This is a genomic window from Paenibacillus sp. MT124 (assembly GCF_058792755.1).
The window spans coordinates 3,868,679-3,884,165 of the sequence record NZ_CM179500.1 but is presented as its reverse complement, the minus strand read 5'-3'; the positions used below and the strand labels follow the sequence as shown (position 1 = coordinate 3,884,165).

Sequence of the window (15,487 nt, the reverse complement as noted above, 5' to 3'; positions counted from 1 at the left end):
CTATTGTCGAAAATGTCTTGTTTAGTTGAACCGCAAGACAACGTATTTAATTCAGTTTATCTCCCACATAATAAAAAGATTGAATATGCGTTTTGGTGAGTTCAATTACGTTATGGATAAACGCGTCCCGTGACTCACGAAATCCGCTTAAAATCCAATTGTTCAATAGTCCAAAAAAACCGTATGCAGTATAGTACTTGAAATACTCCATGTTAACCGGGGTGTTATTGATCGTTTCGAATACAAATTGCTCCTCATAAATTTTGAGCATGGTTTGTGGAAAGCCTGTATGCAGACCAGGTAATGTATCATCGTATTGGATTAATTCGAAGAAGTCACGGTGTTCATAAATATAATCCACGATTTGGAAAGATTCCACGTTAAGTTTGTTTGTAAAGACCTTGTGACCGTGCCAGTAGGGTTTGCCTGTGGCTTCTTTTAAGCCTTCCAGCTTCATGATCAACAACTCTTCGGCAAGGACATACTTATCCTGATAATGCAAATAAAACGTGCTTCGATTGTAGCCCGCTTGGTCGACGATGTCTTTGACAGACACTGCATGGAAGCCTTTTTTCTTAATAAGCTGAATCAAAGCCGTTTTGAGATGCTCTTTGGTACGATTACGATGTTGAGAAGTCACAATAAGTTCATCATTCATTCAAAAAATCTCCTATATATTTAGACATTGTGTAGAGAAGTGTCTAGAAGGTAGACACTTGGCTTTATCTTAATGATTGGATTGTTACAATTTTAAGCATACAATTAGTTTTGTAAACATCATATAGCACTATTGATATAGGCGCTATTCAAAATAGTATACTGGAGGATATAGTCATGAGCAAACTACAAGACAAAGTTGCAATTATCACAGGAGGAGCATCCGGAATTGGTGCAGCGACAGCTCGTCTATTCGTTTCCGAAGGAGCCAAAGTCGTCCTGGTTGACTTGAATGAAGAAAAAGGCAAAGCGTTTGAGCAGGAGCTGAAAGCGCTTAACGCGGAGGCTCTATTTATCAAAGCCAACATCACAAGCGAACAAGAGGTTGCTGAGATTTTCAAACAAACCGTTGAAGCTTTTGGCAAAGTGGACATCGTATTCAACAACGCAGGAATCGGACGTGTTCATCCGTCGCACGAGCTGGACTATGCGGAGTGGCGTAATACGGTTAATGTCGATCTGGATGGAGTATTCCTGGTTGCGCGTGAATCCATTCGTGAAATGCTCAAAATCGGTGGAGGCACAATCGTTAACACGGCATCCATGTATGGATGGGTTGGTTCACCTGGTTCTGCAGCTTACAATGCAGCCAAAGGCGGCGTTGTGAATTTGACTCGTTCGCTGGCGCTGGAATATGCAGAGAAAAACATTCGCGTCAACGCACTATGCCCAGGTTTTATCGATACACCGATTATTCCTGAAGAGAGCAAACAGGCTCTTTCGGCATCAACACCGATGAAACGTCTTGGTCAAGCGGAAGAGATGGCTAAAGCCGTTCTGTTCCTGGCCAGCGATGATTCGTCTTACATGACAGGAAACAGCCTGATCGTGGATGGTGGATACACTGCTCAATAAGAGCTGGTGACTTCTGAATAGTGGATTATTGAGATGAAGCTGTACATGAATGAAAGTCAGTGATAATTCACATCATAGAAAAGTAGTATCACTCTAATTTCCTGAGGAGGAGATCTTTTATGGCTCGCCAGAAGAAAAGGCAGGAAGCTGCTTGGAAGTCACGAAAGCAAGAACAGCATCCTCATGGTAAAATCAGATCGCTTAAAGAAATATCGAGCGAATATGACGAGAAGAATACTACAGTATAAATGTAAGACTGCCGGCGACAATGCTGGCAGTCTTCTCAATTCGAATATCAAACTCTGAAGATGACAAATGCTTGGCGCAGCAAGCGAGCATTATCATATTCAAGAAACGGATTTATTCAAAGTCGCAAACGAGCGGCTTTTTTTGTTTTTACGGAACAATGTCAAGTTCACCAGAGAAAATTAAATTAGTAAGTAGAGGAGCAGAAGATAAAATCTAGAGGATTGGTAAAAATGGTTGAGTGCACTATATTGTTATGGGTAATAGTCTATTGTAGGCAACATAAGCAAGTTTTGGTGTTTTTGGCATGTTGAACACATATCCTATCCAGACCAATAGGTCAGGTTTGAGAGGAGCGTTGTTATGAAAAATCGCTATCCCTTCCGGCTAAACATTCCGATTTTTATCATGGTCGTCATGATTTCCGCTTGTACAGGTGAGACAGAACCTGTCGCCACCCCGGAAACGGCTGCTCCAGAGGCTGAAGCCGTATCGCCACCTACATCAGAACAGGGACAGGAAGAATCCGTTGAAGCGAATCGCCCGGAGACGGAAAGTTTTGAACTAATGACCGCTGAAGGTAATCAATCCATGGGGGCGGTCCTGCATCAGGGTGAAGGATTTTCCTTGTATGTCTTTGAAAAGTTTGCCTTCGATGAGACAGCAGGTCGCTTGTCGTTAAGAAGTAATCCCGATTATTATGTGGACATTGAACCGCTGCCCTCCGATTACGATGTGACTCAGCTTGAAGCCGAAGGCAAGGAGGAGCTCAGCACAGTTGGTGAGGTATCTGATTACAGTGGTGAACTAGTTGAACATCCTCTAGGTTTCGCGGAACTCTATCTTCAAGCTTCCGGAGAGGAAGGAATAAGTGATTATATGGTATGGAAGTCTGAAGCGGGAGATGTTTTTCTGTTCCGGCTTCATAATCCAAAAGGGGAAGAAGCCCCCGATTTTGCCGGACCCGTTCTTGTTTCCCTGGCAACCGTACAAAGTGATAAGTAATTTTGAACTTCTTTTATATGCCCAAATTCTGTTGATTCTCATAGAAAGTCACTAATATAGTGGCTTTCTTTGTTGAGTTATAACGAAGTTCTTTTCCCGGGTTGAGTGCAGAAATGTGTGCCTATTACCGTAAGGATTTTATCAGTTTGCGGACAAACCATATGAATAAAAGAATGACTAAGAGCAGAATGATGATTCCAGGAAAACCAATACTACTAAACATGATACCCCTCCAATATTATCCAAGAATTACTTTGCTTCATTATAACATAGGAAATAGATTGATCATTTCAAGCTTCAGATCCAACTCACAGATGTTTCTGAATTTTACGTTCACCATTACGCAGGCTGCTCGAAGCAGAGGTGGGGGAGCTTTCCGGTAATTGCCTCCTAACTCTGGACTTACAGAAGCCGTTATCGCACATCTTAATTCCAAAATTAAAAACACAGTCTGCACTTCGCATGCAGGCTGTGCTTGATTTATAAGCTCTTCTTCATGATATTTGTCTGAAATGGGCGACGTAAGGGAGGTACTATTGATGGAAAGTAAGCTGGAGGATATCTCTAGCTCATGATCAAGCCAGTTCTAGGGCGAGTTGCTCTAAACCAATGCAAACATAATATGAAGATAATGACTATATCAACAGCATCTCCACCATAGTACATAAGCATGCCTCCAACCCTGGCTTGATCCAAAGGTACACCGGTAGGTGGGTATGCATAGATCAGCTTGGACAACATGCCATGACCCGCTAAAGAAATCACTAGTATGATGGAGCGGTACAAAAAGGAGAGCCGGTGGGGCATGGGGTCTATGTAAGTAATGGACATGGTAAACAGATAACCTGCTGCGAATATGTGGAAATGAACAACGAGATACAGAAGCGTATTCTCATGCATGAATGAGTATACGTTTGTAGTGTATAGTATCCAGAGTCCTCCAATATTAAGGAGCGAAGTGATCATAGGGTGAGTCAATATCCGGGACGGCCAACTTCGCAGAAGACGTGTAAGACGCCTGGCTAATGGTGTGCTTAGCGATTTCAGCAGCAGAGTCATCGGTGCGGATAACACCATAAGCAGTGGTGCAAGCATACCCAAAAGTAAATGACTGATCATGTGGGCCACGAAATCAGTATGGGCCAGATCTGCAAGAGGTCCCGCAACGGCCATAACTGCCAAAAGAGTGCCGATGGACCAGAGAACAGTCCGGTATATTGGCCAGGATCTCTTACGAATGGAACGTACTGCAGCATAAATATACATCCCAAACGCAAGTGCAAAAGGTAGTGCCAGAATCAGCTGAGGTACGATCCCGGCCAAATGATCCAGCTCAGTTCCATGGTGATAATGATTGTGAGTATTAATGTTCATAGGAGTGAGCCTTCCCTGAGAATGGTCTGCTTCTTGTGCGGTACATAAGACTGAGCCCCGTCAAGACCATAAGAGCAGCAAGGACGTTCCATACCAGGTCGTAGAGAATAACATTTTCCACATAACGAATCTGATGGATTTCCATGAGTTTGTGTTGAATGAGTCCATCATACAATTGGAAGCTACCCGCTCCAAGAAGAAGGCCTCCCCACCATCTCGTAAGCCAAAATGCGTTTCGTCTTCGAAGATCTGCATACATAAACAATCCTCCGATAGTAGCGAACCAACTAAAAGCGTGAAAAAGACCATCTGATATTAGACCAACCTCTGTGGTCGCCTTGTCATAAAAATGATGCCAATGCAGCAGCTGATGGAAAACGGTCTCATCGATAAAGGCAACCAAACCAATGCCGAAGAGAATCCCAGACCATAGGTTACGATTGGAATAAACGAAGCGATTCATTATCTTCGGGTCCGAATTTTCGTTTTGAGTTTTGCTCGGCATGATCATTCACCTCCACCAATAAAATACTTTATTATCCAATATACCCATATGAATGGATTGTACTCAGTTTTAAAACAAACCATATGAAAATTCTGGAATAAACATTTAGACCGCTAATACAGCGGCTTTTTGTTATTAAGGACCAAGTCACTGTCCTTGTCTCGGGCGAACTTGCATGCGAAGGCTTTCTTTTAAAAGGACTTTAAACTTAGGGCAAGGATAGTTCCATAAGTTGTATAATCAAGGTAGTAAGCAGGTATGTATTGATGTCGAAATTAGGTGTCTAACAAAGGTGATCTTTTAAAATATGGGCGGAGGCGGTATATGATGAAAGAAGCCATTTATTTAATTACAGGAGTAATGGCCTCTGGCAAGTCAACGGTATCGGAGCTGCTGGCTTCCAAGCTGGGAAAAGGTGTTCATCTACGTGGGGATGTATTCCGTCGCATGATTAGTTCAGGACGCGAAGAAATGTCCGCTGAGCCTTCCGAAGAAGCAGTCCGTCAATTATATTTACGTTACCGGTTAGCTGCGAATGCCGCAAAGACCTATTATGACTATGGATTTTCTGTTATTTTGCAAGATAATTACTATGGAGGGGCACTATCCTATATGATGGAGCAGCTAAAAGATTACCCGCTTCAGGTGGTTGTGCTGTGTCCAAATGTTGAGGTGGTAAAAGAGCGTGAAAAAGGAAGGGGAAAAGTCGGGTACACCGGATTTACGGTAGAAAACTTGTATTCGGATTTTTTGAAGGAAACACCGAAAATCGGATTTTGGCTGGACAGTTCGGAGCAGTCACCAGAGCAATCGGTGAAGGATATTTTACTGCACTTCGGCGAAAATGAATCCATTTAAATATCATCGACATGTGACTCGTTTTCAACTCAAGGTTATGTGTAAGTTTAAGGCCCACATATGCTGCTTAATAAGAGCATACGTGGGCCTTTTGGTTGTATTGCTGCATGCTTGCATGAAGCAATAAAGGTTGTTCATTGGCATTCAACAAAGCATTTAGAAGGGAAGTAAATCAAGGGGCTATTTATACCTGAGCAAAGGATGGAAAAAACGCAGCAGCAGAAATTGAACCTGGGAAGCTAATTGTAAAGAGATTAATCTGCTAAAGATAATTAAATTAATAATGTTATCGAAGGAAGGTACAATCCAGGTTTTTAGATTATTTAGGGGTGTGACCTTGAGTCATACTTAGAAGCTGAGCTGATAAGTTCTCATACCCGCTTTTTATAAACTCTCATTGCAAGGATATAGGCAACCACAAGGACTCCAGCACACCACGCGAGAGCAATCCATATCTCATTGCCTGCCGGCTGGCCCAGCAGCAGTGCACGGATCGCTTCAACGATGGAGGTTACCGGTTGGTTTTCGGCAAAAACGCGAACGACCGAAGGCATCGATTCTGTTGGCACAAATGCAGAGCTGATAAAAGGAAGGAAGATAATGGGGTAGGAGAATGCACTTGCTCCATCCACCGATTTGGCGGACAGCCCCGCAATCACTGCGACCCAGGTTAATGCAAGCGTAAACAGAGCGAGTATACCCGCCACGCCAAGCCATGCCAGTATTCCAGTCGGCGAACGAAAGCCCATGACAAGCGCGACGAGAAGGATGACAACAACCGATATAAAGTTGGATACCAGCGAGGTCAACACATGTCCCCAAAGTAAGGTGGAACGGGAGATCGGCATGGAGTTAAACCGTTCGAATATGCCTCGCTGCACATCAATGAACAGACGGTAAGATGTGTAGGATATACCGCTGGCAATAGCAATCAACAGGATACCAGGCAGCAGATAATTGACATAGTTATCCGTTCCGGTTTGAATAGCACCGCCAAACACATAGACAAACAGCAGCATAAACGCAATGGGCATAATGGTAACCGTAATAATGGTGTCCATACTGCGGAAGATATGCCGCATGGAACGTCCAAGCATAACACTCATATCGCTTAAAAAATGTTTTTTCACCGTTTCCATTTAGTTAGCCTCCTTTTTGCCGATGATGGAGAGGAATATATCTTCGAGTGTCGGCTGCTTTTCGACATACTCCACTTTTGCGGAGGGGATCAACTTTTTAAGATCCGAGAGTGTGCCGCTGGCGATAATCCTTCCTTCATGCAGAATGGCAATACGGTCGGCAAGCTGTTCCGCTTCCTCTAAATACTGCGTGGTCAGGAACACTGTTGTACCGCCATCCGACAACTCTTTTACGATCTTCCAGACCTCAATGCGTGCCTCGGGGTCAAGTCCGGTGGTTGGCTCGTCGAGGAAGATAATCTGTGGTTTTCCTACAAGGCTCAAAGCAATGTCCAGCCTCCGACGCATGCCACCCGAGTAAGTAGACACCCTGCGGTCGGCAGCGTCTGTCAGGCCGAAGCGTGTCAGCAAATCCTCCGCAACCTGACGCGGATTTTGAAGGTATCGCAGCTTGGCAATCATGATCAGATTTTCCCGTCCGGTTAAAATTTCGTCCACCGAGGCAAATTGACCGGTCAGGCTGATCGCCTGCCGTACATGGTCGGGATTGGTTGCAACATCGAATCCGTTCACGGTCGCAGTTCCACTGTCTTTTTGAAGCAGTGTGGCGAGAATTTTGACAACGGTTGTTTTGCCAGCACCATTGGAACCGAGAAGGGCGAAGATGCTGCCCTTTTCCACTTCGAAATCCACGCCCTTAAGGACGTGCAGCTGTTTGTAGGATTTTTGCAGGCCAATCACTTGAATGGACTTGTTTTGCACAGGATCTCCTCCTTAGATAACCGTAACTTTGGACACATTGGCTTCCATACCTTTGAGAGCAGCATAAGTGAGTTTATCCATCATTGCACCGTCAAAGCAGACGGTCTTGATCACCCGATAATACTTGTTGGACCATGAAGACGTTGGAAAGGATACGTTTTTGAGTGTAGCGTTTTGAAATGAAACTTCGTTCAATGCCACCTTGTCAAACTTGACCCCGGTAAAGGTTTGCCCATCAAAACGCTGCCCGCTCAGATCGGAGGACTTGAACTCCACACCGTCAAAGATACAGTTACGGAAAATGGCCTTTCTCAGATCAGTTAAGGAGAACACAACGTCAGTCAGTCTGACATTTGTGAATTTGGCCCCGTCCATACCCGACTTGCTGAAGTTCGTGCGTACAAGAACGGATTGACTGAAGCTTGCATTTGCTAGGTCCAGTGTAGAGAGGGTGCAGTCCGTCAGATTGGCGCGGTCGAAATTGGCATCCCGGACATCGCTGCTAATAAAAGAACTACCAGTCAAATCTGCATCCCTGAAATTGGAGCCTCGCAGCGCACTGGACTTGAATTGTCCTTTATGCGCGGTAACACCAGCAAAATCGCTTGTTGACAGGTTACTTGCGTTAAAGTTTGTCACTACCTGCCGTTCCAGTGAACGGGAGAGGTTGGCAACCTCCTGCACGGTCTGTTCAATATCGCCGATGCTTTCAATGGTCATCTCAAAAGCAGTTTCATCATCTTTGCCCTCAGCCTTGAGGTCACGGAACCTTTCTTGCAAATCGGAGTGCAGGTCTGCTTTTAATTCGGTGACACTTTTTACCTCATCGTACGGTGCAAAGACTCCGTTCAAATAGTGAGTGAGCTTTTCATTCATAACCTCAACACTCCTTATAATAAGTTTTCAAGCACGCGCTTCGCGTACTCCCAGTTTTCTTTGTTGCTGGCATGTGTTGCCTTGCCCTTTTCGGTAATCCTGAAATACTTACGGCGTCCACCTTGAGATTCATCGCCCCAATACCACTCGATATCACCCTCCGCTTCAAGTCGCCGAACGCTGGAATACATGGTGGCTTCTTTTAATTCGTACTCACCGCCTGAGCGCTCGGCAATCATTTTGACAATCTCGTACCCATATCTGTCAGCTTCGGATAAGAGCCTTAGAATCATTGTATCGGTATGGCCGCGTAGTAGGTCGGATGTAATTTTGTTTTGGCTCATGTAATCACCTCGCAATTGTATAATACGTCATACTACTGTGACTGTCAAGGTAGTATTATAATCAAATTACCTTGAGTGGAAAATTGTACGTTTATCCCATCATGTTATTCAATCGTTCCTTTTCGTTATAGAAATTATCCCGACATGGATTGGTGCATGGGCTGAGAGTAGAGAGGGAGTGATAAACATGAAAAAACCTCTCTTGACGTTCATGTAATCATGACGATAGGAGAGGTTGGTTTTTCACTTGTTATTGAGTAATGAAATGATAAGAGATGAATTAAAAGATGAGTCGGTTTAGCCGACTGGACTTAACGTCAGCAACCGTTTCAGATTGTCATCAATAAATTTGTTATCGGAAGGGTTAATCCCACGACCGGCGAAATGTCCCCAAATCGAATGAATCGGCTTGTAGTCAGCATTAGGAATAAGGCCAGCCTCGTACTCGTTGTCTTCCGCCGTGCAGAAGAGATCCGTGCTACCTGGCATAATGCAGGCGAGCGCTTTAATACTGCTTAGCGCATGCTCGAAATTTCCGTTATAGAGGGGATTATCACTAATATCGGCATGTTGGCCTGTCCATGACATGGCGAGAACATTGTGCGGATCCATAGTCATGAAGACCTCTTCCCAGAAGCCTGCCATAAAATCTGTTAATGAGTCGAAACCAAGCTCACGGTAGAGTTTCCTTCTATAGAAAGCCTGTGAAAATCCCCATCCCGCGTAAACCCGGCCAGCCCCGCGCATGTCTGCAGTGGTCAAATGATTGAGTTGATTCGAATCAAATTGCACGGCTGACAGGAGGGGGGCACATACTCCTTCCATGACCGCAAACGTGTGAGGCCATGTTTTGGCCACGCCGGCAAAAGGCGCGATTCGCTCCACCATATCGGGATAACTTGCCCCCCACTGGAATGCTTGAATCCCTCCCATGGACCACCCTACGACGAGTGCAATCTTTTGAATGCCGAATAGTTCGGTAACCAGCCGATGCTGCATAACAACATTGTCATAGATGGTTACTCTGGGGAAATTCGTCCGGTCAAATGGAGGAGGCGTGTTACTGGGAGACGAGGACAATCCGTTACCTAACAGATTCGGAACGATGATAAAATATTTTTCCGGATCGAGTGCCATGCCATTTCCGATTAACCATTCATTTTGTACATGCTGGTCGCCAAAAGCCGTTGGATAAACGACAACATTATCTTTCTCCTCATTCAATTTACCGTAAGTCTTGTAAGCAAGAAAAGCATTTGGTAACGTCACGCCCGATTGCAAGGTTACATCACCCAAATTAAAAATGTCGTAGTCCATGATTTAATCTCTCCCTTCAAATATAACCAATCCTTAAGTGTGTTTCTTGTACTCAGTATAGGACCGTGGTACTCTCAATAAAAGTGATTAAAAATTAATATAGTGTTCAATATTATTGATAGTAAGAGGAGGATAAACGGATGGAATTACGCCAATTAAATATGTTCCGGACTGTCGCATCGACCCTTAATTTCAGCCGGGCAGCTGAAGCTATGGGTTATGTACCTTCGAATGTCACAATGCAGATCAAGGCTTTGGAAGATGAGCTCGGTGTTCGGCTTTTTGACCGCTTGGGCAAGCAGCTTGTTCTCACGGGAGCGGGAGAACGCTTCTTAAATCATATTCAGAGTGCTCTCGATAAACTGGATGAAGCTCGAAGCGCCGTTCATGACGATGAACAATTAAGTGGAACCTTAACGATTAGTGCCAATGAGGTTCTATGTGCCTACCGGCTTCCGGTGGTCTTTCGTCTTTTCCGCTCACGGCATCCGGGAGTTCGCCTGATCTTCCGCTCTGTTCCCAACCAACAACTGAAGCAAACGCTTTTTGAGGGGACCGCAGATGTGGTATTTATGTTGGATGAACCCATCCGCTCTACAGGACTTGCAGTGGAACCGTTGATGGAAGAGACATTCCGTTTCTACGCTGCGCCGGATCACCCACTTGCGCAGCATACGGTATTAAAGCTTGAAGATTTTCACGGTCAAGTGTTCCTGACCAATGAGAAGGGCTGTACATATCGAACGATGTTTGACCGGGCATTTGAGAAAAAGGGGATAGACACCATTACACATTTGGAATTTCAGAATGCCGAAGCGATTAAGCAATGTGCCATGGCCGGAATAGGTATTGCATTCCTGCCGGAATTGACTACAGAAGCTGAAGTACATCGGGCGGAACTTGTTGCTCTTCCATGGGGAATTGCTGATTTGCACGTATATACTCAAATGTTATGGCATAAGGACAAGTGGCTGTCACCAATTCTGTTATCTTTCCTGGAAGCGGCAAGGGAGGTTATTGCGATAGAGGAAGGGGTTGAGACCTTTTATAACTAATGTCCCTGATACCTAGAAAATTGGTAAAAGCCAACACAAAATGAGCTGTAACTTAGAGCTGAAATCAGCTCTGAACAGCTCATCGAAATGAATATAAAATTCATCAGAAGCGTGGTGCTTATACCGGGAAGGGATTCGGTTCTCCAAAGTGGTCTGGTCACTTGTTTGATCCTTTTATTGGTGTATCATATTCCTACGGTATTGATAAGGGGTAACTCCGAACTCTTCCTTGAACAACTGGATAAAATACTGATTTTTTTTGTACCCGACCATTTGGGATATATCGGCTATGCGGAGTTCAGAATCCAGCAGCAGCCGGGCGGCTTTATCCAACCGTTTCCGCGAAATGTAGTTGGACACATTTTCTCCGGTCTCCTGTTTGAACAGTTTGGAAAGGTAGACAGGGTGAAGATGTGCGACTTTTCCCAGTTCATCCAGGCTGAGGCCATGTGCAATATGATCTTCGATGTACTTTTGCACTTTACCCACGATTGTTTGAATGGACATCTCTTTGTTGTTCCTGATCTCGCTGACGGTCTCCATGAGCGTCGGCCATAACTCGTCTGGATTCCGCAGCCGATGGAATATCCAATCCGCCGTTTCAGAAGTACTCCGTTCCTTATCCACCAGATATACATAAACGATGGTTTCCATCAGGAAGAGGATTTTTTCCTTTCGCAGACTGATTGGATCATAGCTTTTCATAATGTTGCCTGCCAACTCCCATTCCCCGCATGATGGAGGTAGGTTAAATGTTCGGTCGAAGTCTCCGGGCTGCACATGTTCATTCAGGAAGAATTCGTAAAACAGGTGGCGGGTTTCGTTTCGGTCACTCAGCGAAAACGGTCGGGACAAGATCAAGTGGTGCAGTTTGCTGGTTAGTATCTCAGCAGCTTCTTGCGGCACTAAAGCGACCAGTTGCGTTCCTGTAGACCAGATGAAACGGTCCCCATTGCTTCCAACCATACATTTTACTTCGGCTACCTCAGCTGGTGTGTAATGTTCCAGTCTCAAGCAGCAAAACTGGTGTTTTCCTAAAAAATCTCTATAAACCTCAAACTCCTTCCTTAAAGTCTCGTTTCCTCCAAGCAGGGAAAGCAGATACCCCATACCATCGAATTTTTCCCAACTGATGGGTGGACTTGGGTTGGATTTCTTAATATTCTTGATGGCTTTGGACATGGCTTTCTCGACATCATCCTTGTCTACTGGTTTAAGCAAATAATCTAGTGCGCCCAAACGAATTCCTTGCTGTGCATATTCGAACTGGGAGTAGCCTGAAAGAATAATAACTTTGGTTAGCAAGTTTTTCTGGTGGATATGTTGAAGTAGATCGATGCCCGACACCTCCGGCATTCGGATATCGGTAATTAATATATCGATATGGTGCTGATTCAACCATTCTCTGGCTTCAATAGAATTGGTTGTTGTCTCGATCTGATCGATTCCGAAGGATCTCCAATCAAGCAAGTGCTTCATGTACTCCAGTACGTAGTGACCGTCATCAACGATTAATAGTCGCATACGTTTTCTCCTTTCTCCGCAGAAATATCGATTAGCAGCTGGACAGACAAGCCGCCCCAGTCATTGGTGAAAAATTGAAGACCGCTCAGCTCGCCGTACGTATTTTTGAGACGCCGGTTTACATTCCAGAGCCCGACGCCTTTTGTTCCCTCAGGTGGTGTGTCGCTCTCCATCTGAGCTTCAGCCTGCTGATTTCCTCCGGTCCGAGCCCCTTTCCATCATCCGAGATCCTGATCGTGACTGCAGCTTCCGTCCGGTTTACATCGATAGTTACCCGATGGGCTCCCTGTCTTCCTTCAATTCCGTGTTGAATGGCATTCTCGACTACGGGCTGAATGATCAGCGGCGTCAGGGGAAGGGAGGCAAGTTCGGGCGGCAGGTCAATCTTGTACTCCATTTTTTTGCTGAGCGTCATAATAACCAGGAAATGTTCAGCAAACTGGAGTTCGCTCTCCAGCGTGACCTCGTGTCGGTCCAATTTGGTTAAATACCGATAATATTCTGCCAGATGCTTGCTCATTCGCATGACGGCATCCGGCGAAAACTGGGCGACCGACATGATATAAAACAGACTGTTGTACAAAAAATGAGGATTTATTTGCGCTTGTAGTTGTTTTAATTCTGCACTTCTTCTCAGATTTGTCTCGGTTTTCAAGGATACGAACAGATCCTGAATCTCAGCAACCATATGATTGAAGCTGCGGAACAGGCTGTAAAATTCCTTATCTGTGTTCTGGGTGATACGTGTGTTGTGATTGCCTTGCTCCACCTGCAGGAACTTTTTCTCCAGTAAACGGATGTTACGGTAGTAATTCCGGTAAAACGTGAAAATAACAAACAGGCCGAGTGTCAAAACCGCTAAAATGCTCCCAAGAAAAACTTTACGGCTGCGGTCCAGCGGCTGCAGAAAATCATTCGTTCGTGTGTATGTAATCAGATAGGCGTCGATTGGTTCAATGTACCTTGAAAGAACGTAGTAATCATCCGATTTGGTATGATAATCATACTTTACAGTGGACTCCACTTGAGGCGTAAGCATGTTGGTAACCGCTTTCAATAGATCATGGTCGACTTCTTTCTCGGTCCATAATTGCCGTTGGTTAAACAGGAAAAAAGCATTTGAACTGTCATTGTTGACTGCCTTCTTGAGCAGGCTTTTCAAATAATCGGTTTTCAGTTTCACGCCAACCACATACTGGGCAGGTTCAGCCATTCCCGATTTTTGGATATAAGGGTAGACGGCAAAATAATACAAGCTGCCTTCGACAATACGCCATCCACGATCCACAACCTCCTTAAACGGAAGTCTTGCCTCCAGCGTATTGTTGGTGGACAGGAACGATCCTTCAGACTTCCAGTAGATGCCGATGGATTCAATAGAACGGCTGGAAAGCAGAATCTGACGCAAGCGATCGACAATTTCATTCTTTTTCATTTGGGAATCGTAGTTGCTCAGCTCGATCACGTGGCTCTGATAAAACCGGACGTCACTGTCGGCAGCAAACTGGACCCCGTACATATTAGCCTCATACATAATTCCGTCAAGAATGCCTTTCACATAATCGAGCTGGTTCTTGGAGGCTTGGATCAGATTATCCTCCAGCGTCTTGGAGCTTAAGCGGTTCATTACGAAGAATAAACTCAACGTCAGCAGCAGAAAGAAAACAAAAAAATAGATAAATCGCTTCATGTACATTTTTCTTAGCATGTTTGTTTCCCTTTCCTAACGAGAAGCTTGGGAGTTAAAAGTCCATTTAGATTTACTTTAATATAAGCCAAACGACCAAAAAGCGGAAGACCAGCATGAGCACTAAAATGAAAGCGGTTTAAAGTAGTTCAGGATGGGGTGATGATCTTGAAATTTTGGCATTTTGGAGTGAAAGCGCTTTTGTTAAGCTTAATTGCGAGGGTTGATTACAAGGAATGTCGTAGAGGAGGTATGCAGCATTAACGAGATTGGTTCTGTTACATCCGCAAAAAAAGTTAAATCCAAGGCTTCCCATCGCAGTTCATGGAAAACGGAAATCAAGAAAAGCTGGCCTTTGTACGTACTGTGTATTCCCGCTTTCGTATTTGTCTGTATTTTTTCGTATGGACCCATGGTTGGTTTGCTCATGGCATTTCAGGACTACAAACCATGGCTTGGCATCTCAGGTTCCCGGTGGATCGGACTAGCCAATTTCGAAAGGATCTTTCAGTATGATGAAGCGACTCAAGCGATCGTCAATACGCTGATTATCGCGGTTTCCAAAATTATCGTCGGTATTATCGTTCCGATCATCATGGCGATTTTGCTGAGCGAGATACGAAATATCGGGATTAAGAAGAGTGTACAGACCTTGGTGTATCTGCCGCACTTTTTGTCCTGGGTTACTGTCGCGGGACTGATGATTGACATTCTGGGATTGGACGGAGGCGTCAATCAAATATTGACCTGGATGTTCGGGAACGATCCGATTTACTTTTTGGGTGATCCGGATCTCTTTCGGTACACCGTCGTTGTGAGTGACGTTTGGAAGAGCTTTGGCTTCGGTATGATTGTCTATTTGGCTACCATAGCGGGAATCAACCCTTCCTATTACGAAGCGGCCGAGATTGACGGAGCGACACGCCGGCAGCAGATTCGATACGTCACCTTGCCCAGCATGCTGCCGATGATTATCGTCATATCCACACTCAGCCTGGGTAACATTCTGGATGCCGGTTTTGACCAGGTTTTCAATCTGTACAACCCGCTTGTCTACAGTACGGGAGATATCATCGATACGTATGTATATCGTTCTTCCTTGTTAAACGGGCAATACGGATTCGGGACAGCAGTAGGACTGTTCAAATCAGGGATCAGCCTGATCCTGATCGTTGTATCCTACAGGCTGGCCTACAAGTATGCCAATTATAAAATATTCTAAC

At 44.8% G+C, this 15,487-nt stretch carries 16 protein-coding genes; 6 read left to right on the top strand and 10 right to left on the bottom strand.

The genetic code is table 11. The annotated features are described in order from the left end of the window. Positions 1 to 46: 46 nt before the first annotated feature. Positions 47 to 658, bottom strand: coding sequence for a TetR/AcrR family transcriptional regulator (locus tag AC3RCI_RS17440; protein WP_492525775.1), 612 nt, complete (start codon positions 656 to 658; stop codon positions 47 to 49). 176 nt (positions 659 to 834) lie between these two features. Between AC3RCI_RS17440 and AC3RCI_RS17435 the strand changes: the two genes are divergently transcribed. The 3 genes from AC3RCI_RS17435 to AC3RCI_RS17425 all read left to right on the top strand — a co-directional run bounded on the left by AC3RCI_RS17435 (position 835) and on the right by AC3RCI_RS17425 (position 2,823). After that, entirely contained in the window at positions 835 to 1,572 is a 738-nt protein-coding gene (locus AC3RCI_RS17435; protein ID WP_492525773.1) for an SDR family NAD(P)-dependent oxidoreductase, read from the top strand. A gap of 119 nt (positions 1,573 to 1,691) precedes the next feature. Then, positions 1,692 to 1,820: a DUF6254 family protein gene (locus AC3RCI_RS17430; protein ID WP_222592015.1), complete on the top strand. Its 129-nt coding sequence runs from the start codon at positions 1,692 to 1,694 to the stop codon at positions 1,818 to 1,820. Positions 1,821 to 2,181: 361 nt separating this feature from the next. Continuing rightward, the gene (locus tag AC3RCI_RS17425; RefSeq protein WP_492525771.1) at positions 2,182 to 2,823 is read left to right on the top strand and encodes a DUF8580 domain-containing lipoprotein; all 642 of its coding nucleotides are present in this window, start codon (positions 2,182 to 2,184) and stop codon (positions 2,821 to 2,823) included. A 564-nt stretch (positions 2,824 to 3,387) separates the two neighbouring features. Here the strand turns inward: AC3RCI_RS17425 and AC3RCI_RS17420 are convergent. Both AC3RCI_RS17420 and AC3RCI_RS17415 read right to left on the bottom strand, forming a co-directional pair. Then, positions 3,388 to 4,197, bottom strand: a complete 810-nt coding sequence (locus AC3RCI_RS17420) for a cytochrome c oxidase assembly protein (protein WP_492525769.1) — start codon at positions 4,195 to 4,197, stop codon at positions 3,388 to 3,390. Continuing rightward, positions 4,187 to 4,702, bottom strand: coding sequence for a DUF2243 domain-containing protein (locus AC3RCI_RS17415; protein ID WP_419720029.1), 516 nt, complete (start codon positions 4,700 to 4,702; stop codon positions 4,187 to 4,189). The genes AC3RCI_RS17420 and AC3RCI_RS17415 overlap by 11 nt, the downstream gene beginning before the upstream one ends. 324 nt (positions 4,703 to 5,026) lie before the next feature. Here AC3RCI_RS17415 and AC3RCI_RS17410 point away from each other — a divergent pair, with 324 nt between their 5' ends. Continuing rightward, a complete protein-coding gene (locus AC3RCI_RS17410; protein ID WP_473828645.1) occupies positions 5,027 to 5,560 on the top strand; it encodes an AAA family ATPase in 534 nt (177 codons plus the stop codon). Between the two features lie 371 nt (positions 5,561 to 5,931). On the opposite strand, the gene AC3RCI_RS17405 is transcribed toward AC3RCI_RS17410, so the two are convergent. From AC3RCI_RS17405 to AC3RCI_RS17385, 5 genes are all read right to left on the bottom strand, one after another. Continuing rightward, entirely contained in the window at positions 5,932 to 6,699 is a 768-nt protein-coding gene (locus AC3RCI_RS17405) for an ABC transporter permease (protein WP_492525767.1), read from the bottom strand. Next, entirely contained in the window at positions 6,700 to 7,461 is a 762-nt protein-coding gene (locus tag AC3RCI_RS17400) for an ABC transporter ATP-binding protein (RefSeq protein ID WP_336781937.1), read from the bottom strand. Positions 7,462 to 7,473: 12 nt separating this feature from the next. After that, on the bottom strand, positions 7,474 to 8,337 hold the full coding sequence (locus AC3RCI_RS17395; RefSeq protein ID WP_336781936.1) for a pentapeptide repeat-containing protein: 864 nt from the start codon (positions 8,335 to 8,337) through the stop codon (positions 7,474 to 7,476). A gap of 14 nt (positions 8,338 to 8,351) precedes the next feature. Continuing rightward, complete coding sequence (locus AC3RCI_RS17390; protein ID WP_095286527.1) at positions 8,352 to 8,681, bottom strand: PadR family transcriptional regulator; 330 nt, start codon at positions 8,679 to 8,681, stop codon at positions 8,352 to 8,354. A gap of 297 nt (positions 8,682 to 8,978) precedes the next feature. Then, entirely contained in the window at positions 8,979 to 9,998 is a 1,020-nt protein-coding gene (locus AC3RCI_RS17385; protein ID WP_492472499.1) for an alpha/beta fold hydrolase, read from the bottom strand. 140 nt (positions 9,999 to 10,138) lie between these two features. On the opposite strand from AC3RCI_RS17385, the gene AC3RCI_RS17380 reads away from it, so the two are divergent. Beyond that, on the top strand, positions 10,139 to 11,053 hold the full coding sequence (locus AC3RCI_RS17380) for a LysR family transcriptional regulator (protein WP_492472500.1): 915 nt from the start codon (positions 10,139 to 10,141) through the stop codon (positions 11,051 to 11,053). A 174-nt stretch (positions 11,054 to 11,227) separates the two neighbouring features. Here the strand turns inward: AC3RCI_RS17380 and AC3RCI_RS17375 are convergent, their stop codons facing one another. Both AC3RCI_RS17375 and AC3RCI_RS17370 read right to left on the bottom strand, forming a co-directional pair. Beyond that, complete coding sequence (locus AC3RCI_RS17375) at positions 11,228 to 12,577, bottom strand: response regulator (RefSeq protein WP_492472501.1); 1,350 nt, start codon at positions 12,575 to 12,577, stop codon at positions 11,228 to 11,230. 118 nt (positions 12,578 to 12,695) lie between these two features. Further along, positions 12,696 to 14,285, bottom strand: a complete 1,590-nt coding sequence (locus AC3RCI_RS17370) for a sensor histidine kinase (RefSeq protein WP_492525765.1) — start codon at positions 14,283 to 14,285, stop codon at positions 12,696 to 12,698. 316 nt (positions 14,286 to 14,601) lie between these two features. Here AC3RCI_RS17370 and AC3RCI_RS17365 point away from each other — a divergent pair, with 316 nt between their 5' ends. Then, positions 14,602 to 15,486, top strand: a complete 885-nt coding sequence (locus AC3RCI_RS17365; RefSeq protein WP_154894365.1) for an ABC transporter permease subunit — start codon at positions 14,602 to 14,604, stop codon at positions 15,484 to 15,486. Position 15,487: the final 1 nt, after the last annotated feature.

Bases quoted from the DNA above. Each gene is read 5' to 3' on its own strand.
- AC3RCI_RS17440 (WP_492525775.1), bottom strand. From the start codon at position 658: ATGAATGATGAACTTATTGTGACTTCTCAACATCGTAATCGTACCAAA.
- AC3RCI_RS17435 (WP_492525773.1), top strand. From the start codon at position 835: ATGAGCAAACTACAAGACAAAGTTGCAATTATCACAGGAGGAGCATCC.
- AC3RCI_RS17430 (WP_222592015.1), top strand. From the start codon at position 1,692: ATGGCTCGCCAGAAGAAAAGGCAGGAAGCTGCTTGGAAGTCACGAAAG.
- AC3RCI_RS17425 (WP_492525771.1), top strand. From the start codon at position 2,182: ATGAAAAATCGCTATCCCTTCCGGCTAAACATTCCGATTTTTATCATG.
- AC3RCI_RS17420 (WP_492525769.1), bottom strand. From the start codon at position 4,197: ATGAACATTAATACTCACAATCATTATCACCATGGAACTGAGCTGGAT.
- AC3RCI_RS17415 (WP_419720029.1), bottom strand. From the start codon at position 4,702: ATGCCGAGCAAAACTCAAAACGAAAATTCGGACCCGAAGATAATGAAT.
- AC3RCI_RS17410 (WP_473828645.1), top strand. From the start codon at position 5,027: ATGATGAAAGAAGCCATTTATTTAATTACAGGAGTAATGGCCTCTGGC.
- AC3RCI_RS17405 (WP_492525767.1), bottom strand. From the start codon at position 6,699: ATGGAAACGGTGAAAAAACATTTTTTAAGCGATATGAGTGTTATGCTT.
- AC3RCI_RS17395 (WP_336781936.1), bottom strand. From the start codon at position 8,337: ATGAATGAAAAGCTCACTCACTATTTGAACGGAGTCTTTGCACCGTAC.
- AC3RCI_RS17390 (WP_095286527.1), bottom strand. From the start codon at position 8,681: ATGAGCCAAAACAAAATTACATCCGACCTACTACGCGGCCATACCGAT.
- AC3RCI_RS17385 (WP_492472499.1), bottom strand. From the start codon at position 9,998: ATGGACTACGACATTTTTAATTTGGGTGATGTAACCTTGCAATCGGGC.
- AC3RCI_RS17380 (WP_492472500.1), top strand. From the start codon at position 10,139: ATGGAATTACGCCAATTAAATATGTTCCGGACTGTCGCATCGACCCTT.
- AC3RCI_RS17375 (WP_492472501.1), bottom strand. From the start codon at position 12,577: ATGCGACTATTAATCGTTGATGACGGTCACTACGTACTGGAGTACATG.
- AC3RCI_RS17370 (WP_492525765.1), bottom strand. From the start codon at position 14,285: ATGCTAAGAAAAATGTACATGAAGCGATTTATCTATTTTTTTGTTTTC.